Source organism: Rhodanobacter fulvus Jip2 (genome assembly GCF_000264315.1).
In the GTDB taxonomy this organism is placed as follows: Bacteria; Pseudomonadota; Gammaproteobacteria; order Xanthomonadales; family Rhodanobacteraceae; genus Rhodanobacter; species Rhodanobacter fulvus.
In genome coordinates this window covers 23,813-49,106 of the sequence record NZ_AJXU01000026.1, presented here as the reverse complement: position 1 = coordinate 49,106, position 25,294 = coordinate 23,813, and the positions used below count along the sequence as shown (strand labels likewise).

The 25,294-nt window shown below is 66.0% G+C and carries 20 protein-coding genes; 12 read left to right on the top strand and 8 right to left on the bottom strand.

The window, feature by feature from the left end; translation table 11 throughout:
- The first annotated feature begins 59 nt into the window (after positions 1-59).
- From UU9_RS05060 to UU9_RS05045, 4 genes are read left to right on the top strand one after another with little or no spacing between them, the layout of a single operon-like run.
- Positions 60-3,680, top strand: a complete 3,621-nt coding sequence (locus UU9_RS05060) for a response regulator (RefSeq protein ID WP_007080646.1) — start codon at positions 60-62, stop codon at positions 3,678-3,680.
- Positions 3,677-4,552, top strand: coding sequence for a CheR family methyltransferase (locus UU9_RS05055; RefSeq protein ID WP_007080645.1), 876 nt, complete (start codon positions 3,677-3,679; stop codon positions 4,550-4,552). Before UU9_RS05060 ends, UU9_RS05055 begins: the two co-directional genes overlap by 4 nt.
- Positions 4,539-5,105, top strand: coding sequence for a chemotaxis protein CheB (locus UU9_RS05050; RefSeq protein WP_007080644.1), 567 nt, complete (start codon positions 4,539-4,541; stop codon positions 5,103-5,105). Before UU9_RS05055 ends, UU9_RS05050 begins: the two co-directional genes overlap by 14 nt.
- A complete protein-coding gene (locus tag UU9_RS05045) occupies positions 5,093-6,100 on the top strand; it encodes a diguanylate cyclase domain-containing protein (protein WP_007080643.1) in 1,008 nt (335 codons plus the stop codon). The genes UU9_RS05050 and UU9_RS05045 overlap by 13 nt, the downstream gene beginning before the upstream one ends.
- A 60-nt stretch (positions 6,101-6,160) precedes the next feature.
- Here UU9_RS05045 and UU9_RS05040 read toward each other — a convergent pair whose 3' ends face one another.
- Both UU9_RS05040 and UU9_RS05035 read right to left on the bottom strand, forming a co-directional pair.
- On the bottom strand, positions 6,161-8,653 hold the full coding sequence (locus UU9_RS05040; protein WP_007080642.1) for an acyl-CoA dehydrogenase: 2,493 nt from the start codon (positions 8,651-8,653) through the stop codon (positions 6,161-6,163).
- 18 nt (positions 8,654-8,671) lie between these two features.
- Positions 8,672-9,562: an alpha/beta fold hydrolase gene (locus tag UU9_RS05035; RefSeq protein ID WP_007080641.1), complete on the bottom strand. Its 891-nt coding sequence runs from the start codon at positions 9,560-9,562 to the stop codon at positions 8,672-8,674.
- 109 nt (positions 9,563-9,671) lie between these two features.
- On the opposite strand from UU9_RS05035, the gene UU9_RS05030 reads away from it, so the two are divergent.
- From UU9_RS05030 to UU9_RS05015, 4 genes are all read left to right on the top strand, one after another.
- Positions 9,672-10,250, top strand: a complete 579-nt coding sequence (locus UU9_RS05030) for a TetR/AcrR family transcriptional regulator (RefSeq protein ID WP_007080640.1) — start codon at positions 9,672-9,674, stop codon at positions 10,248-10,250.
- A 108-nt stretch (positions 10,251-10,358) separates the two neighbouring features.
- Positions 10,359-10,904 carry an RNA polymerase sigma factor gene (locus UU9_RS05025; RefSeq protein ID WP_007080639.1) on the top strand — a complete coding sequence of 182 codons (546 nt, stop codon included), beginning with the start codon at positions 10,359-10,361 and terminating at the stop codon, positions 10,902-10,904.
- A complete protein-coding gene (locus UU9_RS05020; protein ID WP_007080638.1) occupies positions 10,901-11,344 on the top strand; it encodes a hypothetical protein in 444 nt (147 codons plus the stop codon). Before UU9_RS05025 ends, UU9_RS05020 begins: the two co-directional genes overlap by 4 nt.
- Positions 11,345-11,360: 16 nt before the next feature.
- The gene (locus UU9_RS05015) at positions 11,361-12,263 is read left to right on the top strand and encodes a DUF4097 family beta strand repeat-containing protein (protein ID WP_007080637.1); all 903 of its coding nucleotides are present in this window, start codon (positions 11,361-11,363) and stop codon (positions 12,261-12,263) included.
- A gap of 74 nt (positions 12,264-12,337) precedes the next feature.
- On the opposite strand, the gene UU9_RS05010 is transcribed toward UU9_RS05015, so the two are convergent.
- On the bottom strand, positions 12,338-13,228 hold the full coding sequence (locus tag UU9_RS05010) for a hypothetical protein (RefSeq protein WP_007080636.1): 891 nt from the start codon (positions 13,226-13,228) through the stop codon (positions 12,338-12,340).
- 240 nt (positions 13,229-13,468) lie between these two features.
- Between UU9_RS05010 and UU9_RS05005 the strand changes: the two genes are divergently transcribed.
- Positions 13,469-16,369: a bifunctional diguanylate cyclase/phosphodiesterase gene (locus tag UU9_RS05005; RefSeq protein WP_007080635.1), complete on the top strand. Its 2,901-nt coding sequence runs from the start codon at positions 13,469-13,471 to the stop codon at positions 16,367-16,369.
- Positions 16,370-16,378: 9 nt separating this feature from the next.
- Here UU9_RS05005 and hslO read toward each other — a convergent pair whose 3' ends face one another.
- Positions 16,379-17,278: an Hsp33 family molecular chaperone HslO gene (hslO, locus tag UU9_RS05000; RefSeq protein WP_007080634.1), complete on the bottom strand. Its 900-nt coding sequence runs from the start codon at positions 17,276-17,278 to the stop codon at positions 16,379-16,381.
- Positions 17,279-17,449: 171 nt separating this feature from the next.
- On the opposite strand from hslO, the gene mtgA reads away from it, so the two are divergent.
- On the top strand, positions 17,450-18,190 hold the full coding sequence (gene mtgA / locus UU9_RS04995) for a monofunctional biosynthetic peptidoglycan transglycosylase (RefSeq protein WP_007080633.1): 741 nt from the start codon (positions 17,450-17,452) through the stop codon (positions 18,188-18,190).
- A gap of 86 nt (positions 18,191-18,276) precedes the next feature.
- Positions 18,277-18,705: a CBS domain-containing protein gene (locus UU9_RS04990; RefSeq protein ID WP_007080632.1), complete on the top strand. Its 429-nt coding sequence runs from the start codon at positions 18,277-18,279 to the stop codon at positions 18,703-18,705.
- Positions 18,706-18,745: 40 nt separating this feature from the next.
- Here the strand turns inward: UU9_RS04990 and UU9_RS04985 are convergent, their stop codons facing one another.
- From UU9_RS04985 to UU9_RS04975, 3 genes are all read right to left on the bottom strand, one after another.
- The gene (locus UU9_RS04985; RefSeq protein WP_007080631.1) at positions 18,746-20,053 is read right to left on the bottom strand and encodes an NTP/NDP exchange transporter; all 1,308 of its coding nucleotides are present in this window, start codon (positions 20,051-20,053) and stop codon (positions 18,746-18,748) included.
- A 134-nt stretch (positions 20,054-20,187) separates the two neighbouring features.
- Positions 20,188-22,071 (bottom strand): M48 family metallopeptidase, encoded by a 1,884-nt coding sequence (locus UU9_RS04980; RefSeq protein ID WP_007080630.1) that lies wholly within the window; start codon positions 22,069-22,071, stop codon positions 20,188-20,190.
- Positions 22,072-22,121: 50 nt separating this feature from the next.
- Positions 22,122-22,709, bottom strand: coding sequence for a LemA family protein (locus UU9_RS04975; RefSeq protein ID WP_007080629.1), 588 nt, complete (start codon positions 22,707-22,709; stop codon positions 22,122-22,124).
- Between the two features lie 171 nt (positions 22,710-22,880).
- On the opposite strand from UU9_RS04975, the gene UU9_RS04970 reads away from it, so the two are divergent.
- Positions 22,881-24,071 carry a serine hydrolase domain-containing protein gene (locus UU9_RS04970; protein WP_007080628.1) on the top strand — a complete coding sequence of 397 codons (1,191 nt, stop codon included), beginning with the start codon at positions 22,881-22,883 and terminating at the stop codon, positions 24,069-24,071.
- A gap of 90 nt (positions 24,072-24,161) precedes the next feature.
- Here the strand turns inward: UU9_RS04970 and UU9_RS04965 are convergent, their stop codons facing one another.
- Complete coding sequence (locus UU9_RS04965) at positions 24,162-25,166, bottom strand: energy transducer TonB (protein ID WP_040670303.1); 1,005 nt, start codon at positions 25,164-25,166, stop codon at positions 24,162-24,164.
- Positions 25,167-25,294 lie beyond the last annotated feature (128 nt).

The window sequence follows — 25,294 nt, the reverse complement described above, 5'->3', positions numbered from 1 at the left end:
CGACCTGCGAAACAGGGGGTGGGGCGCAGGGGACGTCCTTCCAGACGGCGGGTGGGGGCATGCGGACAAGATCACAAAATCGATGGCTGACCCGGCTTCCGGGTCAGAAAAAAATCCTGCTGGCGGTCGTTCCGCTGCTGGGCCTGTTCCTGCTGACCAGCGTGGTGACGCTGGGTGCCCTGCAACGCCAGGAAGTCACCCGCAGCTGGGCGAAGCACACTTACGAGGTCCGGCTGGCCATTGCCGATACGCAACAGGCCAGCCAGGCCATGGCGATCGGTGCCCGCGGCTACGCCCTGTCGGCCACGCCGGCCGACATGACCACCTTCAAGACCGGCCGCAGCCAGTTCGGTGAAAACCTCGCGCGGTTGCGTGGCCTGGTGGCCGACAACCCGCTGCAACAAGGTCGTGTCGATCAGTTGCAGACACTCGGGACGTCATGGGCGGATGGCCTGAACCGGACCATGGACGCCATGGCCGCCACCGCGCCGGCCGACGCCGACGCAAACCGGCACCGGCTTGCGGCCGAGTTGCTCGCGTCGCATGCCGCGCAGGCAAGCACTGTCGCCAGCCTGCTCGGGCGGATGTCCGACACCGAGCAAAACCTGCTGGAGCAGCGGCATCATGGCCTTGTCGGCGCGCTGGACAAGCTGCGCATCTTTACCCTGCTGGCGGCGCTGGCCGGCGTGCTGTTCGGCTTCTACGTCATACGCCTGACCAACCGGTTGATCATCCTGCCGGTATTGCAGATCACGCGGCAGATGAATCGCGTGGCCTCGGGCGACACCTCGATGACGGTGACCCGACTGAGCCGCGCCGACGAAATCGGCGAGCTGTCGCGGGCGCTGCAGGTGTTCAAGCAGATGGTGATCGCCACCACCGACCAGGACTGGGTGAAATCACATCTCGCCACGATCGCCCAGGACCTGCAGAAAGCCACCACCTACCGTGAGTTCGGCCAGTCGCTGACCAGCCACCTGGCACCGCTGCTGAAGACCGGCGTGGCGATGTACTACACCCACGATGCGCGCCACGAGCGACTGGAATTGCGCGGCGCCTATGGCCTGCACGCCTCGTCCGGTCCCATCCAGACTTATGCATCCGGTGACGGCCTGGTGGGCCAGTGCCTGCAGGAACGCGCGCTGATCGTGCTCGATCAGGTGCCCGCGACTTATGTGCGGGTGCATTCGGCCAGTGGTGAAGCCCTGCCTTCGCACGTGATGATCCAGCCCATCCTGTACCGCGGCCAGGTCACCGGCGTACTGGAGCTGGCCGGTTTCGAGCCGATCACCGGTTCGCCGATGGAGTTGCTGACCGAACTGCTGCCGCTGATCGCGCTGACCCAGGAAAACCTCAGCCGCGCCATCAACACGCAGGAGTTGCTGGAACGCAGCCAGCAGCAGGCCGACGATTTGCGCGCCTCCGAATTGCTGATGCGCCAGCAAAAGGAAGTACTGCGCCAAAGCAACGAGGCGCTGCATATCAAGACGCTGGAGCTGGAAGAGCAATCGCAGCGGCTGACCGTGTCCGAAGAAGAGCTGCGCGTGCAGGCGGAGGAGCTGCAGGCCTCGAACGAGGAACTGCGCGACAAGACCGACAGCCTGAATCGCCAGCGCGAGGTGCTGGAAGACCTGCAACTGGATACCGAGCACAAGGCCGAGGAACTGGCCCGCGCCAGCCAGTACAAATCCGATTTCCTGGCCAACATGTCGCACGAGCTGCGCACGCCGCTCAACAGCCTGCTGATCCTGTCGCGCAGCCTGGCCGACAACGACACCGGCAACCTGGACGACGAGCAGATCGAATCGGCGCGCATCATCCACGACGCCGGCAGCAACCTGCTGCGGCTGATCAACGACATCCTGGACCTGTCCAAGATCGAAGCGGGCAAGATGGAACTGGTCATCGACGACCTGCCGCTGGCCGACTTCGAGCGCTCCCTGCGGCGCACCTTCAGTCACGTGGCGCAGGAAAAGAAACTCGATTTCGACGTCACCATCGACGCCGACATTCCGGCCGTGCTGCGCACCGACGGCGCCCGGCTGGAGCAGGTCGCCAACAACCTGATCGGCAACGCGTTCAAGTTCACGGTGAACGGTGGCGTCAGCATCCACATCGGGCGGCCCGATCCCGGCCTTGCGCTGTCGGAAAAATTCGCCGGCCAGCCACTGCTGGCCATCCGCGTCGTCGACACCGGCATCGGCATTCCCGCCGAAAAATTCGAACACATCTTCCACGCCTTCGAACAGGTCGACGCCAGCACCAGCCGCCAGTACGGGGGCACCGGCCTGGGCCTGGCCATCTGTTTGCGCATTGCCGAGCTGCTGGGTGGCGACATCGTGCTGCAAAGCGAAACTGGCAAGGGCAGCGTGTTCACCGTGGTGTTGCCGGAGCGACCACCGGAGCCGGCGGCCATGCCGGGTGATTCGACGCCGCCAACGTCCCGGACGCCGGCACCGCAACCGCAACTGCCGACCTTGCGGCCTGAAGCGATCGAGGACGACCGCCATCACCTGATACCGGGCCGGACCACGATCCTGGTGATCGAGGACGACCCCGCCTTCGCACGCATCCTCACCGACATGATCCATCGCAAGGGCTACCAGGTATTGGCGGCCGCCGATGGTGAAACCGGCCTGGCGCTGGCGCACGAACACGCGCCGACCGGCATCCTGCTCGACGTGATGCTGCCGGGCATGGACGGCTGGACCGTGATCGAGCGCCTGAAGTCCGACGAGGCCACCCGACATCTGCCGGTGCATTTCATCTCCGCCTCCGGCGACGCCAACCGTGGCCGCGAGATGGGTGCCGTGGGTTTCCTTACCAAACCGGTGAGCCGCGAAGCGATCAGCGCGGCGTTCGAACGCCTGCTGCACTTCGCCGAGGGTCGTACGCGGCATCTGCTGATCGTGGACGACGACCGCGATTCCCGCACCGCGGTGCGCACCATGCTGCATCGCGACGACCTGGACATCGACGAGGCCGAATCCGCCGAGGACGCGCTGCAGAAGGCAAGCCAGACCCGCTACGACTGCATCGTGCTCGACCTGGGCCTGCCCGGCATGTCGGGCGTGGAAATGCTGCAGCACATGGCCGACAGCGACAGCGGCGTGCCGCCGGTGGTCATCTATTCCGGGCGCGAACTCGACCGCGAGGAGAGCCGCAAGCTGCGCCAGTACACCGACTCCATCGTGGTCAAGGGCGCGCGCTCGCCCGAGCGCCTGCTGGACGAAGTCAGCCTGTTCCTGCACAGCATCCAGCACACTGGCCGCCGCGCCAGCGCCAAAAAACCGGTCGGCGACGAACTGAAAGGCCACAGCGTCTTGCTGGTGGACGACGACATGCGCAACCTCTTCGCCTTGTCCAAGGTGCTGCGCGGCTGGGGCCTGCTGGCCACCATGGCGCAGGATGGCGAGAAGGCCTTGAAGACGCTGGAGGAGAATCCGCCGCCCGACATCGTGCTGATGGACATCATGATGCCGGGCATGGACGGCTACGAGACAATACGGGCGATCCGCGCCCAGCCCGCATTCGCGCAACTGCCGATCATCGCGCTCACCGCCAAGGCGATGCGCGGCGATCGCGAGAAATGCATCGATGCCGGCGCCAGCGACTATCTTTCCAAGCCGATCGACATCGACAAGCTTGGCTCGATGATCCGCGTGTGGCTGACGCAATGAATCCGGTCGCGCTGAATCTGTCCGGCATCGATCCCGAACTCGACGACATCGAGCTGAACCTGTTCGTCAGCGCGATGCGCCAGCGCCACGGCTACGATTTCGCGCAGTACGCGCCCGCCTCGTTGAAGCGGCGCGTCTATCAGCTGGTCGAGCAGCATCGCACCAGCAACATCAGCACGCTGACCGGCCGCCTGCTGCACGACCCCACCTTCCTGCCGCAGGTGCTGGAGGGGTTGTCGGTACCGGTGTCGGACATGTTCCGCGATCCACCCGTGTTTCGCGCGTTGCGCGAACAGGTGCTGCCTGCGCTGTCGGTATATCCGCGCATCACGATCTGGCAGGCGGGCTGCGCCCGCGGGCAGGAAATCTATTCGCTGGCGATCCTGCTGGAGGAAGCCGGGCTGTACGACCGCTGCCAGATCTACGCCACCGATTTCAACGACGCCGCGCTGCGCCAGGCACGCGAAGGCATCTACCCGGCGCGGGAGGCGCAGGCGTGGTCGCGCAACTACCAGGCGGCCGGCGGCACCTGCTCGCTGGCCGATTACTACAGCGCGCGCTACGACTTCATCAAGCTCGACCAGCGCCTGCGCCGCAATGTGGTTTTCGCCGATCACAACCTGGTCACCGACGCCGTGTTCTGCGAGGCGCAGCTGGTGCTTTGCCGCAACGTGCTGATCTACTTTTCGAACCCGCTGCAGAATCGCGTGCTGGCGATGTTCCGCGACAGCCTGCTGCCGGGTGGCTTCCTGTGCCTCGGCCTGCGCGAGAATCTGGCACTGGCGCCCGCCGCACGCGATTTCGAGGCCCTGGACAGCTCGCTGCGCCTGTTCCGTCGTTGCCCCGAGCCGGTTCACGATGAAGGCGGTTGAAACCATCGTCATCGGTTGCTCCACCGGCGGGCCGGGCGCGCTCGCACGGCTGCTCGGCGCGCTCGACCATCGGCTGCCGGCATCCGTGGTCGTGTGCAGCCACGCCACCAGCAGCCCACACACCATGTGCCACCTGCTGGCGCAACACAGCACCCTGCCGGTGATCGAGGCCTGCGAGCGCGAGCCGTTGCGAGGTGGCATGGTCCAGGTGGCGCCGCCGGATTACCACTTGCTGATCGAGCGTGGCCGCCGGTTCGCATTGTCGGTCGATGAGCCCGTCGGCTTCTCGCGCCCCTCGATCGACGTGTTGTTCGGCAGCGCCGCCGAAGCCTGCGGCGAAGGCCTGATCGCTGTAATACTGACCGGTGCCAACGCCGATGGCGCCGCAGGCCTGGCGTGCGTACGGCGCGCCGGCGGCGCTGCCATCGTGCAGCAACCCGACGACGCCGCGGCACCGGCCATGCCGCGGGCGGCGCTGGAACTGGCGGGCGCCGACCATTGCGTGGCGCTGGATGAAATGGCTTCCTTGATCAACCGGTTGTGCATGACGTGAACGCGGCGATTTCCCCGAAAGTCCTGGTGGTGGACGACATCCCGGCCAACCTGGTCGCCATGCGCCGCCTGCTGGCCCGCTGCGGTGCCCAACTGCTGGAGGCCGGCAGCGGCAACGAGGCGCTGGCCTTGTGCCTCGACCACGAGTTCGCGCTGATCCTGCTGGACGTGAACATGCCGGACATGGACGGCTTCGAAGTGGCCGCGCTGCTCGGCGAGACCGAGCAGATGCGCGACACGCCGATCATCTTCGTCACCGCCGCCTACGCGGACGATCTCAATCGCCTCAAGGGTTACCGCTCCGGCGCGGTCGACTACATCGCCAAGCCGATCAACGACGCGATCCTGCAGTCGAAGGTACGGGTCTTTCTCGACCTCTATTCCGCCCGCGTGCAGTTGCAGCAGGCGATGGATGAGCTGACCGAGCGCAACCAGCAACTGCAGGTGGAAATCACCGAGCGCAAGCGGGTCGAGGCGCAGGTGCGGCACCAGGCCACCCACGACATGCTCACCGGCCTGCCCAACCGCGTGCTGTTCCAGGATCGGCTGCAGACCGCCATGCAGCGAGGCTCGCGCCAGCACCATCCGTTCGCGCTGGCGTTGATGGATATCGACGGGTTCAAGGCGGTCAACGATAGCTACGGGCACCCCGCCGGCGATGCGCTGCTGCAGGCGATCGCCATGCGTCTGCGCGGGCACCTGCGCGCCAACGACACGGTGGCGCGCCTGGGCGGCGACGAGTTTGCGCTGATCCTGGAGGACGTCACCGACGTGGCACCGATCCTGGACCGCTGCCAGCATGTGTGCAACCTGCTGGCGCGACCGTATCCGCTGGAAGGCCGCCACGGCCCTTTCGAGGCGAACATCAGCGCCAGCATCGGCATCGCGTTGTGGAAGGAAACGTCGGACGACGAGGAGCTGATCCAGGCCGCCGATCGCGCGCTTTACCGGGCCAAGGACGGCGGCCGCAACCGCTGCGCGATGGCGGCGGACTGAACGCGGTACAAAGATGGCGCGGCCTTGCCGCAACGGCCGCGCCATGCCTCACGGCGAAGATCAGGCCGTGCCGTTTCCAGCCTCGCTACCGGTCGCGGCCTGCTGACGGCGATCGGCCCGGGTCACCTTGGCGCGCAATTCGGACGCATCGAAATCGTCCACCGAAATGAACTCGAACACGCCTTCGCGCACCCGCTTCAGCAGCTCCAGTTCGGCCGTCGAAATCACGCCCTGATCCAGCGCCTCGTGCAGTTGGCCGACATAGTCGTGCGACTTGAACTGACCCGCCTTCTGCGCCTTGCCGAACTTCCGCTCGACTGGCTCGGCAGCAATCACCTGGGGCAGCAATGCTTCCATGCGGCCGACGGTGTTGTTCGGCGTGGGCGTCAGGTAGACCCATTCCAGCAAGCGGTCGCGCGCCTCGCCCGGCGCCGTGATGATCGCCGCGACACGACGCCCCAGCCGGTCGGACGGTGGCACTTCGCGCCGGCCGAACGGAAACACCAGCGCGCGCATCACCCACGCCACCGGCCGCACCGGGAAGTTGCGGATCACGCCATCCAGCGCCATCTGCATCCGCCACACGCATTCATGAAACGCCCACGCCAGCAGCGGCCGATCGGCCTCGGGCCGGCCGTTGTCCTCGTAGCGTTTCAGCATGGCGCTGGCGATGTAGAGATAGCTCAGCACGTCACCCAGCCGCGCCGACAGCTTTTCCTTGAACTTGAGCTTGCCGCCCAGCACGCCCATGGCCACGTCGGCGCACAACGCCAGCGCGGCGGAATAGCGGTTGAGCTTGCGGTAATAGCGGCGCGTGTAGGCGTCGCCGGCGGCCTCGCCGATGGCCGATCCGGTCAACCCGAGCACCAGGCTGCGCACGGCGTTGGAGATGCCGAAACCGATATGGCCGAACAGGGCCCGGTCGAACATGCGCAGTTGCTCGCCACGGTCGGCGATCGACAGCGCCTGCATTTCCTTCAACACGTAGGGATGGCAGCGGATCGCACCCTGGCCGAAGATCATCAGGCTGCGCGTCATGATGTTGGCGCCTTCCACCGTGATCGCGATCGGCACGCTGGCCCAGCCGCGCCCGGCGTAGTTCTTCGGCCCCAGCTGCACGGCCTTGCCGCCGTGCACGTCCATGGTGTCGCTAGCCACCTGGCGCGCCCATTCGGTGGCGTGGTACTTGGCGATGGCTGACGTCACCGCCGGCTTCTCGCCGCGATCGACCGCCGCCGCCGTGGCACGTGACAACGCCGTGGTGGCATAGGTCAGGCCACCGATGCGTGCCAGCGCTTCCTCCACGCCCTCGAAACGCGCAATGGCCAACCCGAACTGCTTGCGCATGCGCGCGTACGCGCCGGTGGCCGCCGTGGAAGTGCGCATGGCGCCGGTGGCGTTGGACGGCAATGAAATGGCGCGGCCCACCGACAACACCTCAACCAGCATGCGCCAGCCATGGCCGGCCATTTTCGGCCCGCCGATCAGCACCGACAGCGGCACGAAAACATCCTTGCCGTGCAGCGGACCATTCTGGAACGGGATGTTCAACGGGAAATGACGCCGCCCGATTTCCAGGCCCGGCGTGGCGCGCGGCAGCAGCGCCAGGGTGATGCCCAGGTCCTCTTCTTCGCCCAGCAGCTTTTCCGGGTCGTACAGCCGGAACGCCAGGCCGACCACAGTGGCGATCGGCGCCAGCGTGATGTAGCGCTTGTCGAAGGTAAGACGCATGCCGAGCGTCTCCACGCCATCGACCACCTGCTTGCAGACCACACCGTAGTCGGTGATCGAGGTGGCGTCGGAGCCGGCGTACGGGCCGGTCAGGGCGAAACAGGGGATCTCCTCGCCCACCGCCAGTCGCGGCAGGTAATGGTTCTTCTGCTCGTCGCTGCCGTAATGCAGCAGCAGCTCGGCCGGACCCAGCGAGTTCGGCACGGCGACGGTGGAGGACACGGTGGCCGAGATGCTGGCCAGCTTCTGCAGCACGGCCGAATGCGCCAGCGCGGAGAACTGCAGGCCACCGTACTGCTTCGGAATGATCATGCCGAAGAAGCGGTTCTTCTTGATGAAATCCCACACCTCCGGCGGCAGATCGGCCAATTCGTGGGTGATCTGCCAATCGTCGATCATCGCGCAGAGTTCCTCGACCGGCCCGTCGAGGAACGCCTGCTCCTCCGCGCTCAGTACCGGCTTCGGCTCACGCAGCAGCTGTGACCAGTCCGGCTTGCCGGAGAACAGCTCGCCCTCGAAACCCACGGTGCCCGCCTCCAGCGCGGTCTGTTCGGTTTCCGAAAGTTTCGGCGTGACCCTGGCAAACATTTTCAGCAGCGGCGCGCTGATTTGCTGGCGGCGGAAACCCACCATCAGCAACGGCACCGCGATCAAGCCCTCGATCACCAGCAGGATCACCATCGTCCAGGGCGTTTGCAGCACCAGCCCCACGATCACGGTGGTCGCGACCGTGGCGATGGCCCACGTGCGCAGGCTGCTGCGGTGGTAGGCACAGGCGCCCGACGCGATCAACGCTGCCAGCACGGTCAGTATCACGGTCATCTCACTACCTCATCACGACTAGGGGTTGCCTGCGGCCCGGCGGGCAACGGGTTGATCAAGACTTTGCACGAAGCGGGCGATTTCGCCGGTGAACGCATCGTTGGCGTCACCTGCAACCATATGGGTGGCGTGCGGCAATTCCACGTGTTGCACAGCCGGCGCCACCTGCAGGAATTCCTCCACCGTGGCGCGGGACACGACATCGCTGCGGCCACCGGACAGCAACAGCACCGGCACGTCGATGTTCGCGGCCGCCGCCAGCAGCCGCGGCTGATGGCGCTCACTCTCGCGCACCATGTCCAGCAGCATCGGGTCCCAGTGCCAGCGCAACCGGCCATCGGCGCCCTCACGCAACAATGGACGCAGTTGCTCGCCGCTCTTGCGCTCGCGCCGCTGCGGCAGGTATTCGGCTATCCGCTCGGCGGCCTCGGCAAGGTCGCTGAAACCATCGGGATACGCCTTCATGAAGGTCACGATGCGGGCAACGCCCTCGGCCTCCCAGCGTGGCGTGATATCCACCAGCACCAGCGCGCGATACGGCGGCGGGGAAGCCTCGGCGGCGGTGGCCAGGCCCAGCAGTCCACCCATCGACGCGCCCACCAGAACCGGTGGCTGGGGTTGTGCGCGAGCGACGCGGACCAGGTCATCGGCGAACTGTTCGATGTGGTAGCCGCCATCGCGGTTGCGCCCGCTGTCGCCATGGCCACGCTGATCGAAACTCACGCAGCGACAACCCTGCGCCGCCAAGGCCGCTACCGTGGCCGTCCAGGCGCCGCGCGTCTGGCCGAAGCCGTGCGCGAACAGCAAGGTGGGAGTGCCGGCCGGATGAACGGTTTCCACGGCCAGCTTCAGGCCGTCGGCGGCAAGCACGGATGACAGGCGATCGGGGTTTTCGACAGGACTTACCATACGACTGAGTATGGACTGCGGCGCGGGTGAACGTCCAGAGCCTCCGTCCGCAAGCCGCGGCTGCGTTGTTGGCCATTACAAAACCCCGCGCCGGGGCTACCATACGCGGATGAATGCGACCAGCAAACCGGAACGAAACCGCCTCTCCGCCGAAGACTGGGAGTTGGCCGCACTGCAATTGATCGCCGAACAGGGCGTCGGCGCCTTGGCGGTGGAAGCGCTGGCACGACGCCTGGGCGTGACCAAGGGCAGTTTCTACTGGCACTTTCGCACCCGCGAGGCGCTGCTGCAGGCCACGCTGGAACGCTGGGAGCAATACGGCGAGCGCGAGATCATCAGCCAGATCGAGCTGATCGCCGACCCGCGCGAGCGCCTGCCCGAGCTGTTCCGCCGGGTGGCGCACGAGTTGCAGCCGCACCGGGTTTACGCCGCCTTGCTGAAGGCGCTGGATCATCCGCTGGTGGTGCCGGTGATGGCGCGCGTCTCCAGCCGTCGCACCGAATTTCTGGAAACCGCCTACCGCCAGGCTGGCCTGGCACCGGCCGATGCGCTCAACCGGGCGCGGCTGACCTACGCCGCCTACGTCGGCTTCCTGCAGTTGAACTTCACCCTGGGCCTGCCCCGGCTCAGTCACGATGAGTTCGATGCCTATGTCGAACACATGATCGCCACGCTGATCCCCGCCTGAGCGCATAACCGGCGGACGCGTTCAAACCGGACGCATTCAAACGTTTTCGCAACGCGGCGCATCCATGCTGGCGATATGATCGCTGCCTGCCCCACCCTTGGAAAACCCATGTCGCCCGCGCCGATCGACGCCATCGACACGGACGACGTACACGCGGCCGCCGCTGGTGACCGCCATGCCTTCGAGCGTCTGTACCGCTTGCACATCGGCCGCATCTACGGCGCCGTGCATCGGCTGGCCGGCTACGACCACGCACGTGCCGAGGACCTGACCCAGGAAGCCTTCGTGCGCGCCTGGCAGAAGCTTCCCGGCTTTCGCCACGAAAGCGCGTTCGGCACCTGGCTGTATCGGCTCGCCGTCAACGTCGCATTGATGGATATCCGGGCGCGCGGCGCCGACCCGGTACGCATGGTCGATGACGAGCACCTGCCCGATCCGGGCGAAGCTCCGTTTTGCGCCGCCGAGCGCGACGAGTTGCAACGGGCGATCGGCAAGTTGCCGCCCCGCGCACGCGCGGTTCTCGTCCTGCACGATATCGAGGGCTGGCGACACGAGGACATCGGCCACGAGCTTGGCGTGGCCGTTGGCACCTCGAAGGCACAACTGCACCGCGCCCGCCTGCTACTGCGCAACGCTCTGGGAGAGCCGCGATGAACGAATTCGAATGGCGCCGCCAGCTGCGCGACTTGCGCCAACCCGTACTGCCGCAGCACGACCTTTGGCCGTCCATTGATGCGGCGCTCGATCAACCTGCCGCCGCTGCTGAAGCGACGACGAAGGCGCCGCCGCGCCGGCCACGCCAGCGACTCGCCCTGGCCGGCCTGGCAGCCTCGGCCTTGCTGGTCGCCGGCATCGGTTGGCAGCTCTGGCCCATGCGGCACGCACCCGATGTCGTTCGTACCGACGTCGCCGCCCCCGTCTGGAAACCCTCCGATCCACGCCTCACCGGCGCCGCCGTCGAACTCGCCGCGGCACGCATGGAACTGCGGCAGGCCCTGCAACAGGCGCCAGACTCTCCCGCCCTGCGGCGGCTGCTGGAGCGCACCCGCCTGCAACAGGCGCAATGGCAGGGGCGGATGCGCGATGCCGGTTAATCATCCAGGAATGACCATGCAAACCACTCGTCTTGTTCCGCTGCTGCTATGCCTGTGCGTGGGCCAGGCGCTCGCCGGCACACCCATCGACCTGCGCCGCGCCGCCAGCGACCGCACCCATCTCGAGATCAGCAATGTCAAAGGCGCGGTCAGCGTCATCGGCTGGGATCGGCCCGAGCTGCAGGTCAGCGGGGAGTTGGGCGATGGCGCCCAGCCGCTTGCCATCACAGGCCAGGGGCCGACGCTCTCGCTCAAGGTCGAACCCGAAGGCGGTGGCGGCTGGTTCGACTGGGGTCGTGACAAGACGATGGAACCGACTTCATTGATCGTGCATCTGCCGCGCTCCGCATCCGTGGATGTACGCGTGGTCAGCGCGACATCGAGCATCGAAGGCATCGACGGCGGGGCCATCAGCGTGAACACGGTCAGCGGCAAAACCCGCATCGATGCCAGGACCCCGTCACTCAAGGTGGAAAGCGTCAGCGGCAACATCGAGCTGTCCGGCCACGCGCAGGATGCTGAGCTGCAGACTGTCAGCGGTGACATCCTGGCGCCGGTGCTGGGCGGCAAGGTGACGCTGCAGACCGTGTCCGGCGGGATCGAGGCCGCGGGCGGTCCGTGGCAAAGCTTTTCGCTCAGCACGGTGTCGGGCGATGTCCGCCTGAAAGGGGCTCTGGCCGAAGGTGGCGAGCTGGGTATCGACAGCATGAGCGGCGACGTGCAGCTGCAGCTGCCCACGGCCACCTCCGCAAAACTGCACGCCAGCACGTTCAGCGGCGATCTGCGCAGCGACTTCGGCAAGCCGGATGAAGCCAGCCACGGGCCGGGCAGCAGCCTGGAAACACGCATCGGCGGTGGCCGCGGCAGCATCACCGTCGAAACATTCAGCGGCGACCTGCGTATCCGCCAGCAGGATTGAGACCGGATGCGCCACCCACAAAAATGCCGTCACGAGGACGGCATGATGCGTGGTGCCACAAGCCGAATGACGCCCTACAGATCCTGATGGTATTGCACGTACGGCGTGCGCGACTGGTCGGGCTCCGGGCCCACCGGCGTGTTCACCGGGTTGCCGGATGACCACAAATTCTGCGCACCGATGCTCAACGCACCCTGCCAGGGCAGGCGCAAGGTCACGCCCAGGTCGATGCTGCTCCAGCGTTGATCCGCGCTCAGTGCGCCCGCATTGCCAGCCAGCGGCTGCATGGTGCGGCCGACCAGGGTGCCGGAAAGCGGGCCGCTGTCCACACCGAAGCTCAGCGCCTTCTGGTCCAGCGTATCGATGCCCAGCAGGTTGCCCGGCAGCAGCCGGATACGCCCCACGCTGGCACCCAGGTCGATACCGGTGGTGCTGCCCAGCGCCACGCGGCCGCGTGCGTTCAATTGTTCGCTGCGATCAAACGCGGACAGGCCGTCCACGCCCGGCGCCACTCCCGGCAACACGCGCGGCAACACCGTGCGCTGCGGTGCCTCGCTGGCGCCCAGGCTGAGACCCACGCTGTAACGTCCGTTGTTGTACGTGGCGCCCACTTCACTGTCGATCAAACGTGCCGGATGGTTGACCCACGAGCGCTGGCTGACATCGGCATGCGCCTGCACGCCGGGCGCCAGCTGGTACTGAAGGCCGCTGCTGAACACGTTGCCCGGCGCCAGGCCATGAAACGCCAGCGAGGCCGGCATGGTCGCATCCGAATGACTCGCCCGCAGGCTCAACCACTGACCGTGGTTGTTCCGCCACAGCGGTACGGCCGAGGTGTTTGCGGGGCCGACGGCATCCTGCTGCTGCAGCAGGTACTGCGCTTGTGCATCGGCGCCAGGCGCGGACTCGCCCGCCGCCGTAAACGGCAGCAGGGAAACCAGCAGCAGGGCGAACAAGCGATACATGGCGTAGCGTCGGCGACTCTAGTTATGGGTGCGGATGATCATAGCGCGATTTACGTTTTACTAACAACCGTGAAACACAAAAAACGCAAACCAGCGCACAGCGACATCCCTTGATATCCATGGGTAGACCAGACCCTGACCCGGGGGTTCCCGCCGCCGGAACTGGCGGCCATACTGCTGAACGGATATAAAACCCCTTTCGTCGTTGCTCCGGGATTGGCCGGATTCACAGCAAACCTGATGAGTGCCTCGTTGACCTCCCGTCTGCCCGCGCCAATTCCCCTCCTCGGGGAGCACAACCTGTCGCGCCGCGCGTTCGAGCAACTGCTCGAAGCTCCCGACGCCGCCAGCGTCATGGGCATCTGCGAGCTGATGCTGTCGGACCTCGGCATCGACGGTCAACTGTGCTGGCACCCGACGAACGAACCGGCCAACAGCGCCACATCCGGCGGTGTCGACCTGGCCGAAGACAGTCAGACCGCACGGACACTGACACTGCTGTCCCACGGGACGTCGCTGTCCGACGCGGCCAACGCGCAGCTCGCCTGGCTCGGGCGCATCGCCGATACCCGGCTGCGCCAACTGGCTGAAACCAGCCGCCTTTACGACGCGATTTCGCGGCTGGCGCAGGCGGAGCGGCTGCAGCGGGCGCTTTACGCCATCGCCGAGCAGGCCGGCGCCGAACACGACATGCCCGAACTGATGCGCTCGCTGCACGGCATCCTGGGCAGCCTGATGTACGCGGAAAACTTCTACATCGTGCTGTACGACGTCACTACCGACAGCATCCGTTTTCCTTATTACGTCGACACGGTGGACGCCGAACCACCAGCGCCCGACGAGCAGATTCCGCTGAGCGACATGCCCAACAGCCTCACCTGGAACCTGCTGCAGGGTGGCCGCCCGCTGATGGGATCGATCGAGGAATTGTCGCAGCAGCTCACCGGCCATTTCGTGCCGGTCGGCCCTTATTGCGAGCACTGGCTCGGCGTGCCGCTGGTGCGCGACGACCGGGTGGTCGGCGGCATCGTGATGCAGAGCTACCGCGCCGACATCCATTATTCGCGGCGTGACCTGGAGCTGCTGAGCTACGTGGCCCAGCACGTACAGACCGCGCTGGAAAGACACGGCGCCCATCTCGACCTGGAAAAGCGCGTTACCGACCGCACCACCGCCCTGCGCGAAGCCAACCGCGTGCTGCGTCAACAGGTATTGCAGCGCCAGCGCGGCGAGCGCCTGCAGGCGGCGCTGTTCCGCATCGCCGAACTGGCCAACGCATCCGAAAGCCTGGAAAACTTCTACGCCGCCGTGCACCGGGCCGTGGGCGGCCTGCTGTACGCGCGAAACTTCTACATCGCGCTGGTCGACGGCGACAAGAAGCAGTTGGTGTTCCCCTACTCGGTCGACGAGATCGACAGCACGCGACCGCCGCGCACGCACGGACGTGGCGCCACCGAATACGTACTGCGCCACGGCAAACCGCTGCTGGTGGATGGCGCCGCCATCGACCGGCTGATCGCCGAAGGTGAGATCGAAAGCTTCGGCACCCGTGCCGTATGCTGGCTGGGCGTGCCGCTGGTGTGGAACGAAAAAGTGATGGGCGTGCTGGCGGTGCAGAGCTATTCGCCGCAACACACCTATACCGAGCGCGACCAGGAGCTGCTCACCTTCGTCAGCTATCACATCGCCACCGCGCTGCAGCGCAAGCACGCCAGCGCCACGCTGAAACAGGCGTACGCCACGCTGGAGCGCCGCGTCACCGAGCGTACCCATGCGCTGGCCCTGGCCAACCGCGACCTGCGCGAGCAGATCGCCGAACGCGAGCGCGTCGAGCGCCGGCTGAAATACGAGACATTGCACGATTCGCTCACCGGGCTGCCCAATCGCACCTTGTTCCTGCAGCGACTGGAGCAGGCCCTGCAGCGCAACCTGGCCAATCCGCTGGATCTGTTCGCGGTGCTGTTCATCGACCTGGACCGTTTCAAGGTCATCAACGATTCGGTCGGCCATCTGGTCGGTGACGACCTGCTGTTCCAGGTCGGTGGCCGCGTGCGCGCCTGCCTCAAGACCCGCGACGTGGTCGCCCGACTGGGCGGCGATGAGTTTGCGGTGCTGCTGGAAGACATGGACGACGCGGCCACCGCTACTCAGGTCGCCGACCGCATCATCAGTGCGCTGCAGACGCCGTTCCGGCTGGGTGTCAAGGAGATCTTCACCTCCGCCTCCATCGGCATCGCCCTGCCCGGCGCGCATTACCGCCAGCCGGAGGAGTTGCTGCGCGACGCCGACGCGGCGATGTACAACGCCAAGGACGGTGGCCGCCATCGCTCCGCCGTGTTCGACGACCGCCTGCGACGCGAGGCGCTGTCGCTGCTGGACATGGAGGGCGACCTGCGCCATGCGCTGATCCGCAACGAGTTCGTGCCGTACTACCAGCCCATCGTGTCGCTGGCCGATGGCCGCACCATCGGCTACGAGGCGCTGCTGCGCTGGAACCATCCCGAGCGCGGGCTGCTGCTGCCGGCCGATTTCCTGCTGATCGCCGAGGAGACCGGCTGCGTCGAACTCATCGACTGGCAGATCTTCGAACAGGCCTGCGCGCAGGCCAACCGTCTGGTGGGCGAACACGGCTTCATCAGCATCAACGTGTCCGGCCGGCACTTCCGCACCGTCGATACGGATCAGCGCCTGCTGGAGCTGTTCGAGCGATACAACGTTCCCACCTCGCACATCCGCATCGAGGTAACCGAACACACGCTGCTGGAGAATCCCGCACAGGTCAAACGGATGCTGCAGAACCTGCGCGACCACGGTGCCGGCATCGCACTGGATGACTTCGGCACGGGCTATTCCTCGCTCAGCTACCTGCACCAGTACCCGTTCGCCACACTGAAGATCGACCGCTCGTTCATCACCGCGCTGCCCACCGACGGCGAGGAAACCCAGGGCCTGGCCGTGGTGCGTGCGATCCAGGCGCTGGCCGATTCGCTGCACATGCAGGTGATCGCCGAGGGTATCGAGGAAGAATCGCAGCGCCAGGCATTGCTGAAGATCGGCTGCCGTTTCGCCCAGGGCTTCCTGTTCGCCCGCCCCCAGCCGGCCGAAGCCTGGAAATCGCTGCAGGCGCCGCCCGTCAGCTGAGCACGGCTGTCATTGCGGCGTTTGCGACTGGCCGGGCGCCGCGCTTTCGCTGAGCAGATGTTCGGCATCGATGCGGTCAAAGTGGTACTGCTGGGCGCAGAACTCGCAGATCACCTCGATTTCGCCATCGCGCGCCGCCAATGCCGCCTCCACTTCGTCACGACCGAGCGAGCGCAGCATCGCGCCGACCCGCTCGCGGCTGCAGGTGCAGCCGAACGCCAACGGGCGCGGCTCGAACATCCGCACCGACTCCTCGTGGAATAGCCGGTACAACAACTGCTCCGGCGACGTGGCCAGCATTTCCGCGCTGCCGAGCGTGGCGGTGAGGTGGGCCACCCGATTCCATGCGTCGTCGTCATGCGCGGCATCGCGGCCACCTTCGTCCGGCAGCTTCTGCAGCATCAGGCCCACGGCGTGTTCGCCATCGGCGGCCAGCACGATCCGCGCGGGCAACTGTTCCGACTGGACGAAGTAATTTTCCAGCGCGCCCGCCAAGTCGGCATGCTGCAACGCCACCAGACCCTGGTAGCGCTGGCCGCGCTCGACGCTGCCGATGGTGATGGCCAGCACCGCGTCGCGCAGCGCGTCCAGCGCCAGCGTGGGCGGCAGCGGATTGCTCCAGCGGGCCAGGCCGCGCAAACGCCCCTGATCGGTGCATTCGGCAAACAGCAGGCGCAGGGCGTCCTGGCTTTTCAGTTCGATCGACAAGGCGCCATCGAGCTTGATGTTGCCGGTCAGCAGTGCGCTCGCCGCCAGCGTGTGGCCCAGCAACTCGCGCAGTGGCGCCGGGTAGTCGGCACGCGCGGCCACCTCACGCCATGCCGGCCCCAGCCGCACCAGCACACCGCGCACGCCGGCACGCTCCAGCAGGAAACGGTGAAGCACGTCGTCAGTGAAAGGGGTTTCCATGGATGGCGCATCTCTTGGTGGTCAAGCGCTTCAGATGGGGACGCAAGCTCGCGGGAGCAACGCCCGTATACTGAAAGAACCCGGTTTTCACCCGGTGGTTCGGGGAACCGCCAACGCCGCCGCCTGGCATCGCGGCCGCTGACCGCTCTGATTTGGGGTTTCGCAAACCGCATGCGCAAGATGTTTCATCGCCCGTCACTGAAGACAATGCTGCGCTGGCTGGCCCTGTTCGTCGCGGGATGGATCGCCCTCAGCTGGCTGGCGGTCCTGCTTTTGCGCTTCGTCCCGCCGCTGACGTCGGCAATGATGCTCGAGCGCCAGCTGGGCACCTGGCTGCATGGCGAAAAGAACTTCACCCTGCACTACCACTGGGTGTCGTGGGAGAAGACATCGCGACAGGTACCGCTGGCCATGGTGGCCGGTGAGGATCAGCGCTTTCCGTACCACCACGGTTTCGATTTCGACGCCATCCAGACCGCACTCGATGCCCACGATGACGGCAAGCGGCTACGCGGCGCCAGCACGATCAGCCAGCAGACCGCCAAAAACCTGTTCCTGTGGAACGGCCGCAGCTTCGTGCGCAAGGGCCTTGAGGCGTATTTCACCGTGCTGATCGAGCTGACCTGGCCCAAGCAACGCATCCTCGAGGTGTACATGAACATCGCCGAGCTCGGCAACGGCATCTACGGCGTGGGTGCTGCCAGCACGGCCTTTTTCCACGTGACGCCAGCCCAGCTCTCGGCCACGCAATCGGCCCGGCTGGCAGCGGTATTGCCCAGCCCGCGGCGGTTGCACGCCGACCGCCCCAGCGCTTACGTGCTGCACCGCGCGCAATGGATCCAGCAACAAATGCGGCAACTGGGCGGGCCCGGCTACATCGATGGCGATGCACCGGAACGGCCGCCCCACTGAGGTTCACACAACCGCTACACGCGGCGCACCCGCGGACGCTAGACTCAACCCAACCGGCCCGCCGGGACCGGCAGGAGATTCCACGCATGCGCCAGGTCAAACATCTGCTGGAAGGCAAAGGCAACAAGATCTTCTCCATCGAGCCGGATGTACCCGTGCTCGAAGCGATCAAACGCATGGCCGAATACCGCATCGGTGCCCTGATGGTGATGCGTGGCAGCGCGCTGGTCGGCGTGATGTCCGAGCGTGATTACGCGCGCAAGGTACTGCTGCAGGGCCGCTCGTCCTCGCAGACGGCGGTATCGGACATCATGAGTGGCACCCCGATCACGGTGAGCCCGGATACCGACGTGTTCGACTGCATGCGCCTTTGCACCGACAGCCGCATCCGCCACCTGCCCGTGGTGGACGGTGAGCAGGTCGTGGGCGTGATCTCGATCGGCGACCTGGTGAAGGCGGTGATCGACGCGCAGGCCGAAGAGATCGAGCACCTGCAGCGCTATATCACCAGTTAGCCGGGAGTGGGGAATGGGGAATCGGTAAACGCCACCCGCGTCAGGCTGGCGGTGCGTCGCGTCTGTCGCGCCCGGCCGAGTCTTCCGGGGCAAGGTCGGGCGACCAGCCGGCACGACGCGCCACCACGGTCGCCAGGGCGGCAACGCCGGTGCCCAGCAAGGCGAGGCCACCGATACCCCAGCCGAGCGCGCGCAGGCCACTCACGGCACTGGTCACCAGCACATCGCCGAAACGCCACACCGCGGTCTCGACGAAGTTCTTGCCCTTGTAGCGCGTCTCCCGCGGGACGCGCGTATACAACGCATCCACCGCCGGCTTTGTCATGCCGTAGGCGAAGCCGCGGGTGACCACCAGCATCACCGACAGCATCGGCACCGCCGCACCGAACAGCACCAGTGAACCGCCACCCATCCACGCCACGCCCGCCAGCAACACCGTGTTCACCACCGTCGGCAGCACCAGCCCCCAGCCTGCACCGCGGCGTATCAACAACCAACGCGTAAGTGTCAGCTGCATCACCGCGCCCAGCAGGTTGGTAGCCAGGTCCAGGTCGTTGTAGAACGCGGTGCGCGCCACGGCACTGGAGAAATGCGCCTTCGCGTAATCGGCCACCATGGCATAGGCCAGCGTACCGATGCCGTCGCCAAACAACATCAGCAACGCCATGTAGCGCAGGAACGGTCGCGACCACAGCTCCTTGATGCCGGCCCACAGCGAGCCGCCGATGGCGACGTTGCCAGGATCTCCGGGCAGCTGATCGTGCCGGGCCGACAGGCGCAACAGCAGCGCCAGGGCGATGCCCAGCGCCAGCGCCGACACCAGCAGCAAGGGCGCCACGCCGATCAACTGCACCAGCAGCTTGGTCACCAGCGGTCCGAAAACCGCGCCCGCCATGCCACCCAGCGCGATCAGCGAAAACACCCGCCGCGCCTGGCCGCTGTCGAAGATGTCGGCCATGAAGCTCCAGAACAGCGACACCACGAACAGGTTGAACACGCTGGCCCAGACGTAGAACACCAGCCCGAGCGAGCGGGCACCGATCTGCTGCTGCGCCAGAAAGGCAGGCACGAAGGCCAGCAGGCACAGGATGAAAAAGCTGTAGCTCCAGCCAAGCAGGTGGCGCCGCTGGAAACGCGCCACCAGCACGCCGAACACCGGCGTCAGCAGCAGCATCACCAGGAACACGACGCTGTAAATGAGTGGCAGCGAGGCCGAGCCCAGCGCGCCGATCAACTGGTCCCTGACCGGCCGGATGATGTAGTACGACGCCATCACGAAGAAGAACGCCAGCGCGGACCATAACGGCGCGGTGGTCGAGTCGACGACGGGTTGACGGGACAAACTCACGGATACATCCAGCGTGGGGCGCGGCAAGCCTAGCATGGCGCCCGGCCGGGTCAGTGCAGCGCAGAACCTGCCCCATCAGCGTCAGCAATCAGCACCGCTGCGGTGCGTGTCGAACGGCTGCGCGCGCAGCGTCCCTACAGCGGCAGCGGGCAATGCAGGCTGGCGCAGATCACGCGCAGCAACTCCGCTTCCGCGGTGGTGATCACGTCGTCGGCACGGATCGCATGGACCAGGCCTTGTATCAACAACTCCTTGGCCGGGGGTGACAGTTCGTCCAGCTGATCCAGCGCGCTGTCGAATGGTGCCTGCCATGCCGCGGGCGGTGCCTGCCACGCCATGGGCTGGTTGGGAAAACACGACTGCATCGCCAGCAACCAGGCACGACGCGCCGCGGTTTCGTCGGCATTGCCATGACGCGCCACCACCGCGCACACCAGCGCCACACTGTCGCGGCGTGCCGTCAGTTTCCCCGAGCCGTCCAGCGGCGCCTGGCGCGGACGTTGCGCCTCCTGCAATTGCATCCGCAAAAGCCGGGTCAGGCAGTACTCGTTCAGATCGACCTGGCCGTCCGCGCGCACCATGGCGCCCAACGTGTCCAGCAAGGTTTTCTGCCGCCCTTCGGAAAGCTGCTTCAGGGCCGGGAATGCCAGCGCGGCCAACGGCAGGCGCGACTCCGATGCCAGCGACGCCGCCTCATGCGTCAACGCGGTGACCGTGGCGAGCACATCGTCACCGAAGGCGTCGGCCAATTGCCGCTGCTGCAAACGCCGGATCTGGTCCTGCGCGGACATCGCCAGCGCGAGCACCACAGCCAACGCAGATTCCGGCTGCTGCGCGGCATCGACCAGCACCCGCGGGAGACTTCGCCGTACCGCGCCTGCGCGCTGGAAACCCGGCTGGCCCGCGGCCAGCGCCGCCCCCATCACCACCGGCAGAGGTGGCATGCCTGCACCCGGCGCCGCCGTGGCAGGCGCTGGTGGCGGTGTGGCCAGCGGCGGCGCGGTGGCCGCTTCCATCGCACTGGCCAATCGGGCCAGCTCATCTTCACGAAAGCCGGGCTGCAGCGCCCGGATGCGATCGAGCAGCGGTGGGTGGGTGGCGAACAAGGCATTGAAGCGACCCGCCTCGCCGAACAGCATATGCGCCACTTCCTGTTTGTTCGCCGCCTGCAGAGTGGAGCCCTCACTGAGCACGGCGATCTTTTTCAGCGCACCGGCGATGCCATCCGTTTGCCGGGTGAACTGCACGGCCGACGCATCCGCCAGCGACTCACGCGAGCGCGCCACCGCCGCCTGGATCAGCCGCGCGAAGAAATAGCCGATGTAGCCCACCACGATCAACGCCAGCCCGATCATCCAGACCTGGTTGCCGCCACCATCGCGACGGCTGCTGCGTCCGCCGCCGAACCAGATCACGCGTTGCCCCACGATGGCCAGCACCATGATGCCGAACAGCAGCCCCATGAGGCGGATGTTGAGCCGCATGTCGCCATTCAGCACATGACTGAACTCGTGCGCGATCACGCCCTGCAATTCGTCGCGGCTCAATTGCTCCAGGCAGCCACGGGTCACGCATATCGCCGCGTCGGAGGCCGAGTAACCGGCGGCGAACGCGTTGATGCCCGGCTCCTCGGCCATCAGGTAGATGTCCGGCACGGGCACACCCGCGGCGATCGCTACCTCTTCGATCACGTTGCGCAGCTGGCGCAGCACCGGGTCGCGCGTATCCGGCGGCACCGCCACGGCACCGAGGCTTTCGGCCACCTTCTTGCCGCCACCGGTCAGGCTCATGATGCGGAACAGCGAGCTGAGGCCGATGCCCATCAGCACCACGACCGTGGTCGTCGCCAGCAAGGACAGGTTCGACGGTGCAGGGCCGCCATCGACCGGGCGCTGCCCCATGGCGACCCACACCACCGCGTCGATCGCCACCACGATGGCGACCACCGCCAGCGCGAACAGCACGACCAGTCGACGGCTGCTGCCGCGCACGCGCGCCTGTTGCGCAAAGAAATCCATGGGCACTCCGAACCAGGCGCGTCACGGCGGATGCCGCGACGCGATGACGATCAGCTGAAGGAAACCTTCGGCACGTCGCGCACGGCCGGGTCTTCGATCTTCAACGGCTCGGCAGCCACGAAGCCGAAGCTGTTGGCCACCACCGACGCCGGAAAGACCTCGCGCTTGTTGTTGTAGGTCAGCACCGAATCGTTGAACGCCTGCCGCGCAAAGGCCACGCGGTTTTCCGTGGAGGTCAGCTCCTCGGACAATTGCATCATGGTCTGGTTGGCCTTCAGGTCGGGGTACGCTTCCTGCAACGCGAACAGATGCCCCAGGGTTTGCGTCAACGCGTTCTCGCTGCCGGCCAGCTGTTGCATCGCGGCGGGGTCGCCGGGGTTGGCCTTGGCGCCGGCCAAACCGTTTACGGCCGCATTGCGTGCCTGCACCACGGCCTCCAGCGTGCCGCGTTCGTGGGCAAGGTAGCCCTTGGCCGTTTCCACAAGGTTGGGAATCAGATCGTGTCGGCGCGTAAGCTGCACGTCTATCTGCGCGAAAGCGTTCTTGTAGCTGTTGCGTGAGGTAACCAGTCCGTTGTAGATCGCCACGAAGTACAAGACAATCAAAACGACTACTACCAGAAAAATAATCAGGCTCATCGGTATCGCCTCCTCTTCCAGCACGTGTTCGCGCCGCAACGAAATCAGAATAACATGCCGTTTCGAAAGATATTTTTGGTCGCCGCCGGTGCACTCTCCCTGGCTTGCGCACCGCTTGACACAAGTAACGCCGCCCCCGTCGCCCCGGCTTCGACCACCCCCGCCACAGGCGTGCAGAAGCTGCCGCCGGCGCGCGTCAAAGCCACGCTCGACGACTATCGCCAATGGCTGAATACGCTGGGCAAGCGTGATGCCGTAGCCGGTCTGGCCACGGCCGTCGTGATCGGCGACAAGGTGGTGTTCGAGGGGACGGTCGGTTACGCCGACGCGGCGACGAAGGAGCCGGTCACGCCGAAGACGGTCTTCCGGCTGGCGTCACTGTCCAAGGCCTTCGCCACTGCGATCACCGGCTTGCTGGTCGACGACGGCAAGCTCGGCTGGGACACCCGGCTCATCGACGTGCTGCCGTATTTCAAGCTGAAGGATGCGCACGCTTCCGACCAGGCCACGGTCGGCGACATCCTCGGTCAGCGGCTGGGCTTGCCACGCAACACCTACGACAACCTGCTCGAAGGAGACGTGCCGTACCAGGAGCTGGTGCGCAAGCTGGACGAAGTCGACATGACCTGCGGCATGGGCCAGTGCTACGGCTACCAGAACGTCGCATTCGGCATGATCGGCGACGTGCTGTTCGCGCGCACCGGCGACTTCTTCTATCACCTGGTCGACAAGCGCCTGTTCTACCCGCTGGGCATGACCACGGCCAGCTACGGGTTGGCCGCGCTGGAAACCAGCAAGAGCTGGGCGCGCCCACATCACGCCAGCAGCCGTGGCTGGATCCCGTTCACGCCCAACGAAACCTATTACCGCGTGGCGCCGGCAGCCGGCGTCAACGCCAGCCTGCGCGACATGGAAAAATGGCTGGTCGCACAAATGGGCGGCCGTCCGGATGTGCTGTCGCCCACCTTGCTCAAGGTACTGCACGCCCCCGGCGTGGCCACCCCGAGTGAACTCCATGCCACACCGTGGCGTCGCGGCCGACTCACCGCGGCGCATTACGCACTGGGCTGGCGCGTGTACGACTACGGCGGCGAAACGCTGATCTACCACGCCGGCGCGGTGGCCGGTTACCGCACCATGATCGGCTTCTTCCCGAAGTACCAGGTCGGTGTGGTCACCTTGTGGAATTCCACCGGACCCACGCCCAGCGGCCTGATGCCGATGGTGCTGGACGGCCTGCTGGGATTGCCGCACGTCGACTGGGCCGGTCTCGAACACGCGCCACCGCGTTCCCGCCCGGTGCGCAAGGCGACGCCGAAGCACAAGAAAGCCGTCCGGCACCGGAAGCCCGCCCATCATTGAGCCGGAAGCGCGGACATGCCGCACCGCGCGTCGGTGATGCAGGGCTGAAGGGCATGCAAGCTCCACGAACCTGCATGCCCCGGGTTTCACTCAGCGCAACTTGAACTCGATCCGCTGCTGCTGCTTGCTGGCCGTCGGCACGCCACCTCGCGTCGCCGGGGTGAACTCGTAACGGGCCACGGCTTCTATTGCGGCACGGTCGAAGACACGACGAGGTTCCGAACTCACCACGTCGATGTGGCTGGTCCTGCCATCGGGATCGATCATGAAGGACACGATGACCCAGCCTTCCTGCTGCGCCCGCATCGCCGATGGCGGGTAACGCGCCGTTGCACCCTTGACCAGCACGGCCTCGGTGGTTGCGACATTGTCTTGCGCACTCGGAGTCGGAGTGGCATCAGTCGCCGCCCTTTGCGGCGTACGTGTCGGTTGCGCTTTCTGCTGCGCGGCCACCTGCGCGGCCTGGGCCGCCTGCTGTTCGGCCGCCAGCTTGTCCGCCGCCTCCTTCTGCTGCGCAAGCTCCTGCGCCTTCTGCTGGTCGAGCACCAGTTGCTGTTGCTTGTCCAGCACCTTGCGCTGCGCATCGAGTTTCGAGCGCAGGATGGTCAAGGTGAAATTCGTCGGGTCCGCCTTGGCGAGCAAGTCGATCTGCCGCTGTGCTTCACCGAAGTCACTTCGGTTGATGACCTGCTCCGCCGACGTGGCCGCGAACGGAAACGTTTCACGCAACGCATCGGTCGCCACCTGGTTGCCCGGCTGCTTCTCCAGCACGCGCAGGTAGAACTCGAACGCATTGTTGCCGGCCGGCGCCAGCAGCCGTTGCTCTCTTACCGCCTTGCCCGCTTCGGAAAGGAGCTCGCTGGTACCCATCGCCTGCACGTTGGCCGGTGGTGGCGCGGCGTTGGCCGTGGCGGCTGCCACCGGGGTGGACGGATGACCACCCGCATCAGCCAGCACTTGCGCCTGGTACGGGCGCACGATCAGGAACCATGCGGCGATGGCCAGCAAACCGATGACGACCAGAATGGCAATGGCCACAGGCCTGAACGCACCGCGCGAACGCCGGCGCGAATGAAGTGTATTTCGGGTATCCATAGTCTCTCGCTGAGTGTCGATAGATACCCGCGCTTTTTTCCCCCTGTAGATCCAGGAGCGGCCGGTCCCCTGACAGGCCGCAGCGCGGATGTGCGACAAGGTAACCCCAAACGAAGCGACACGGCAAA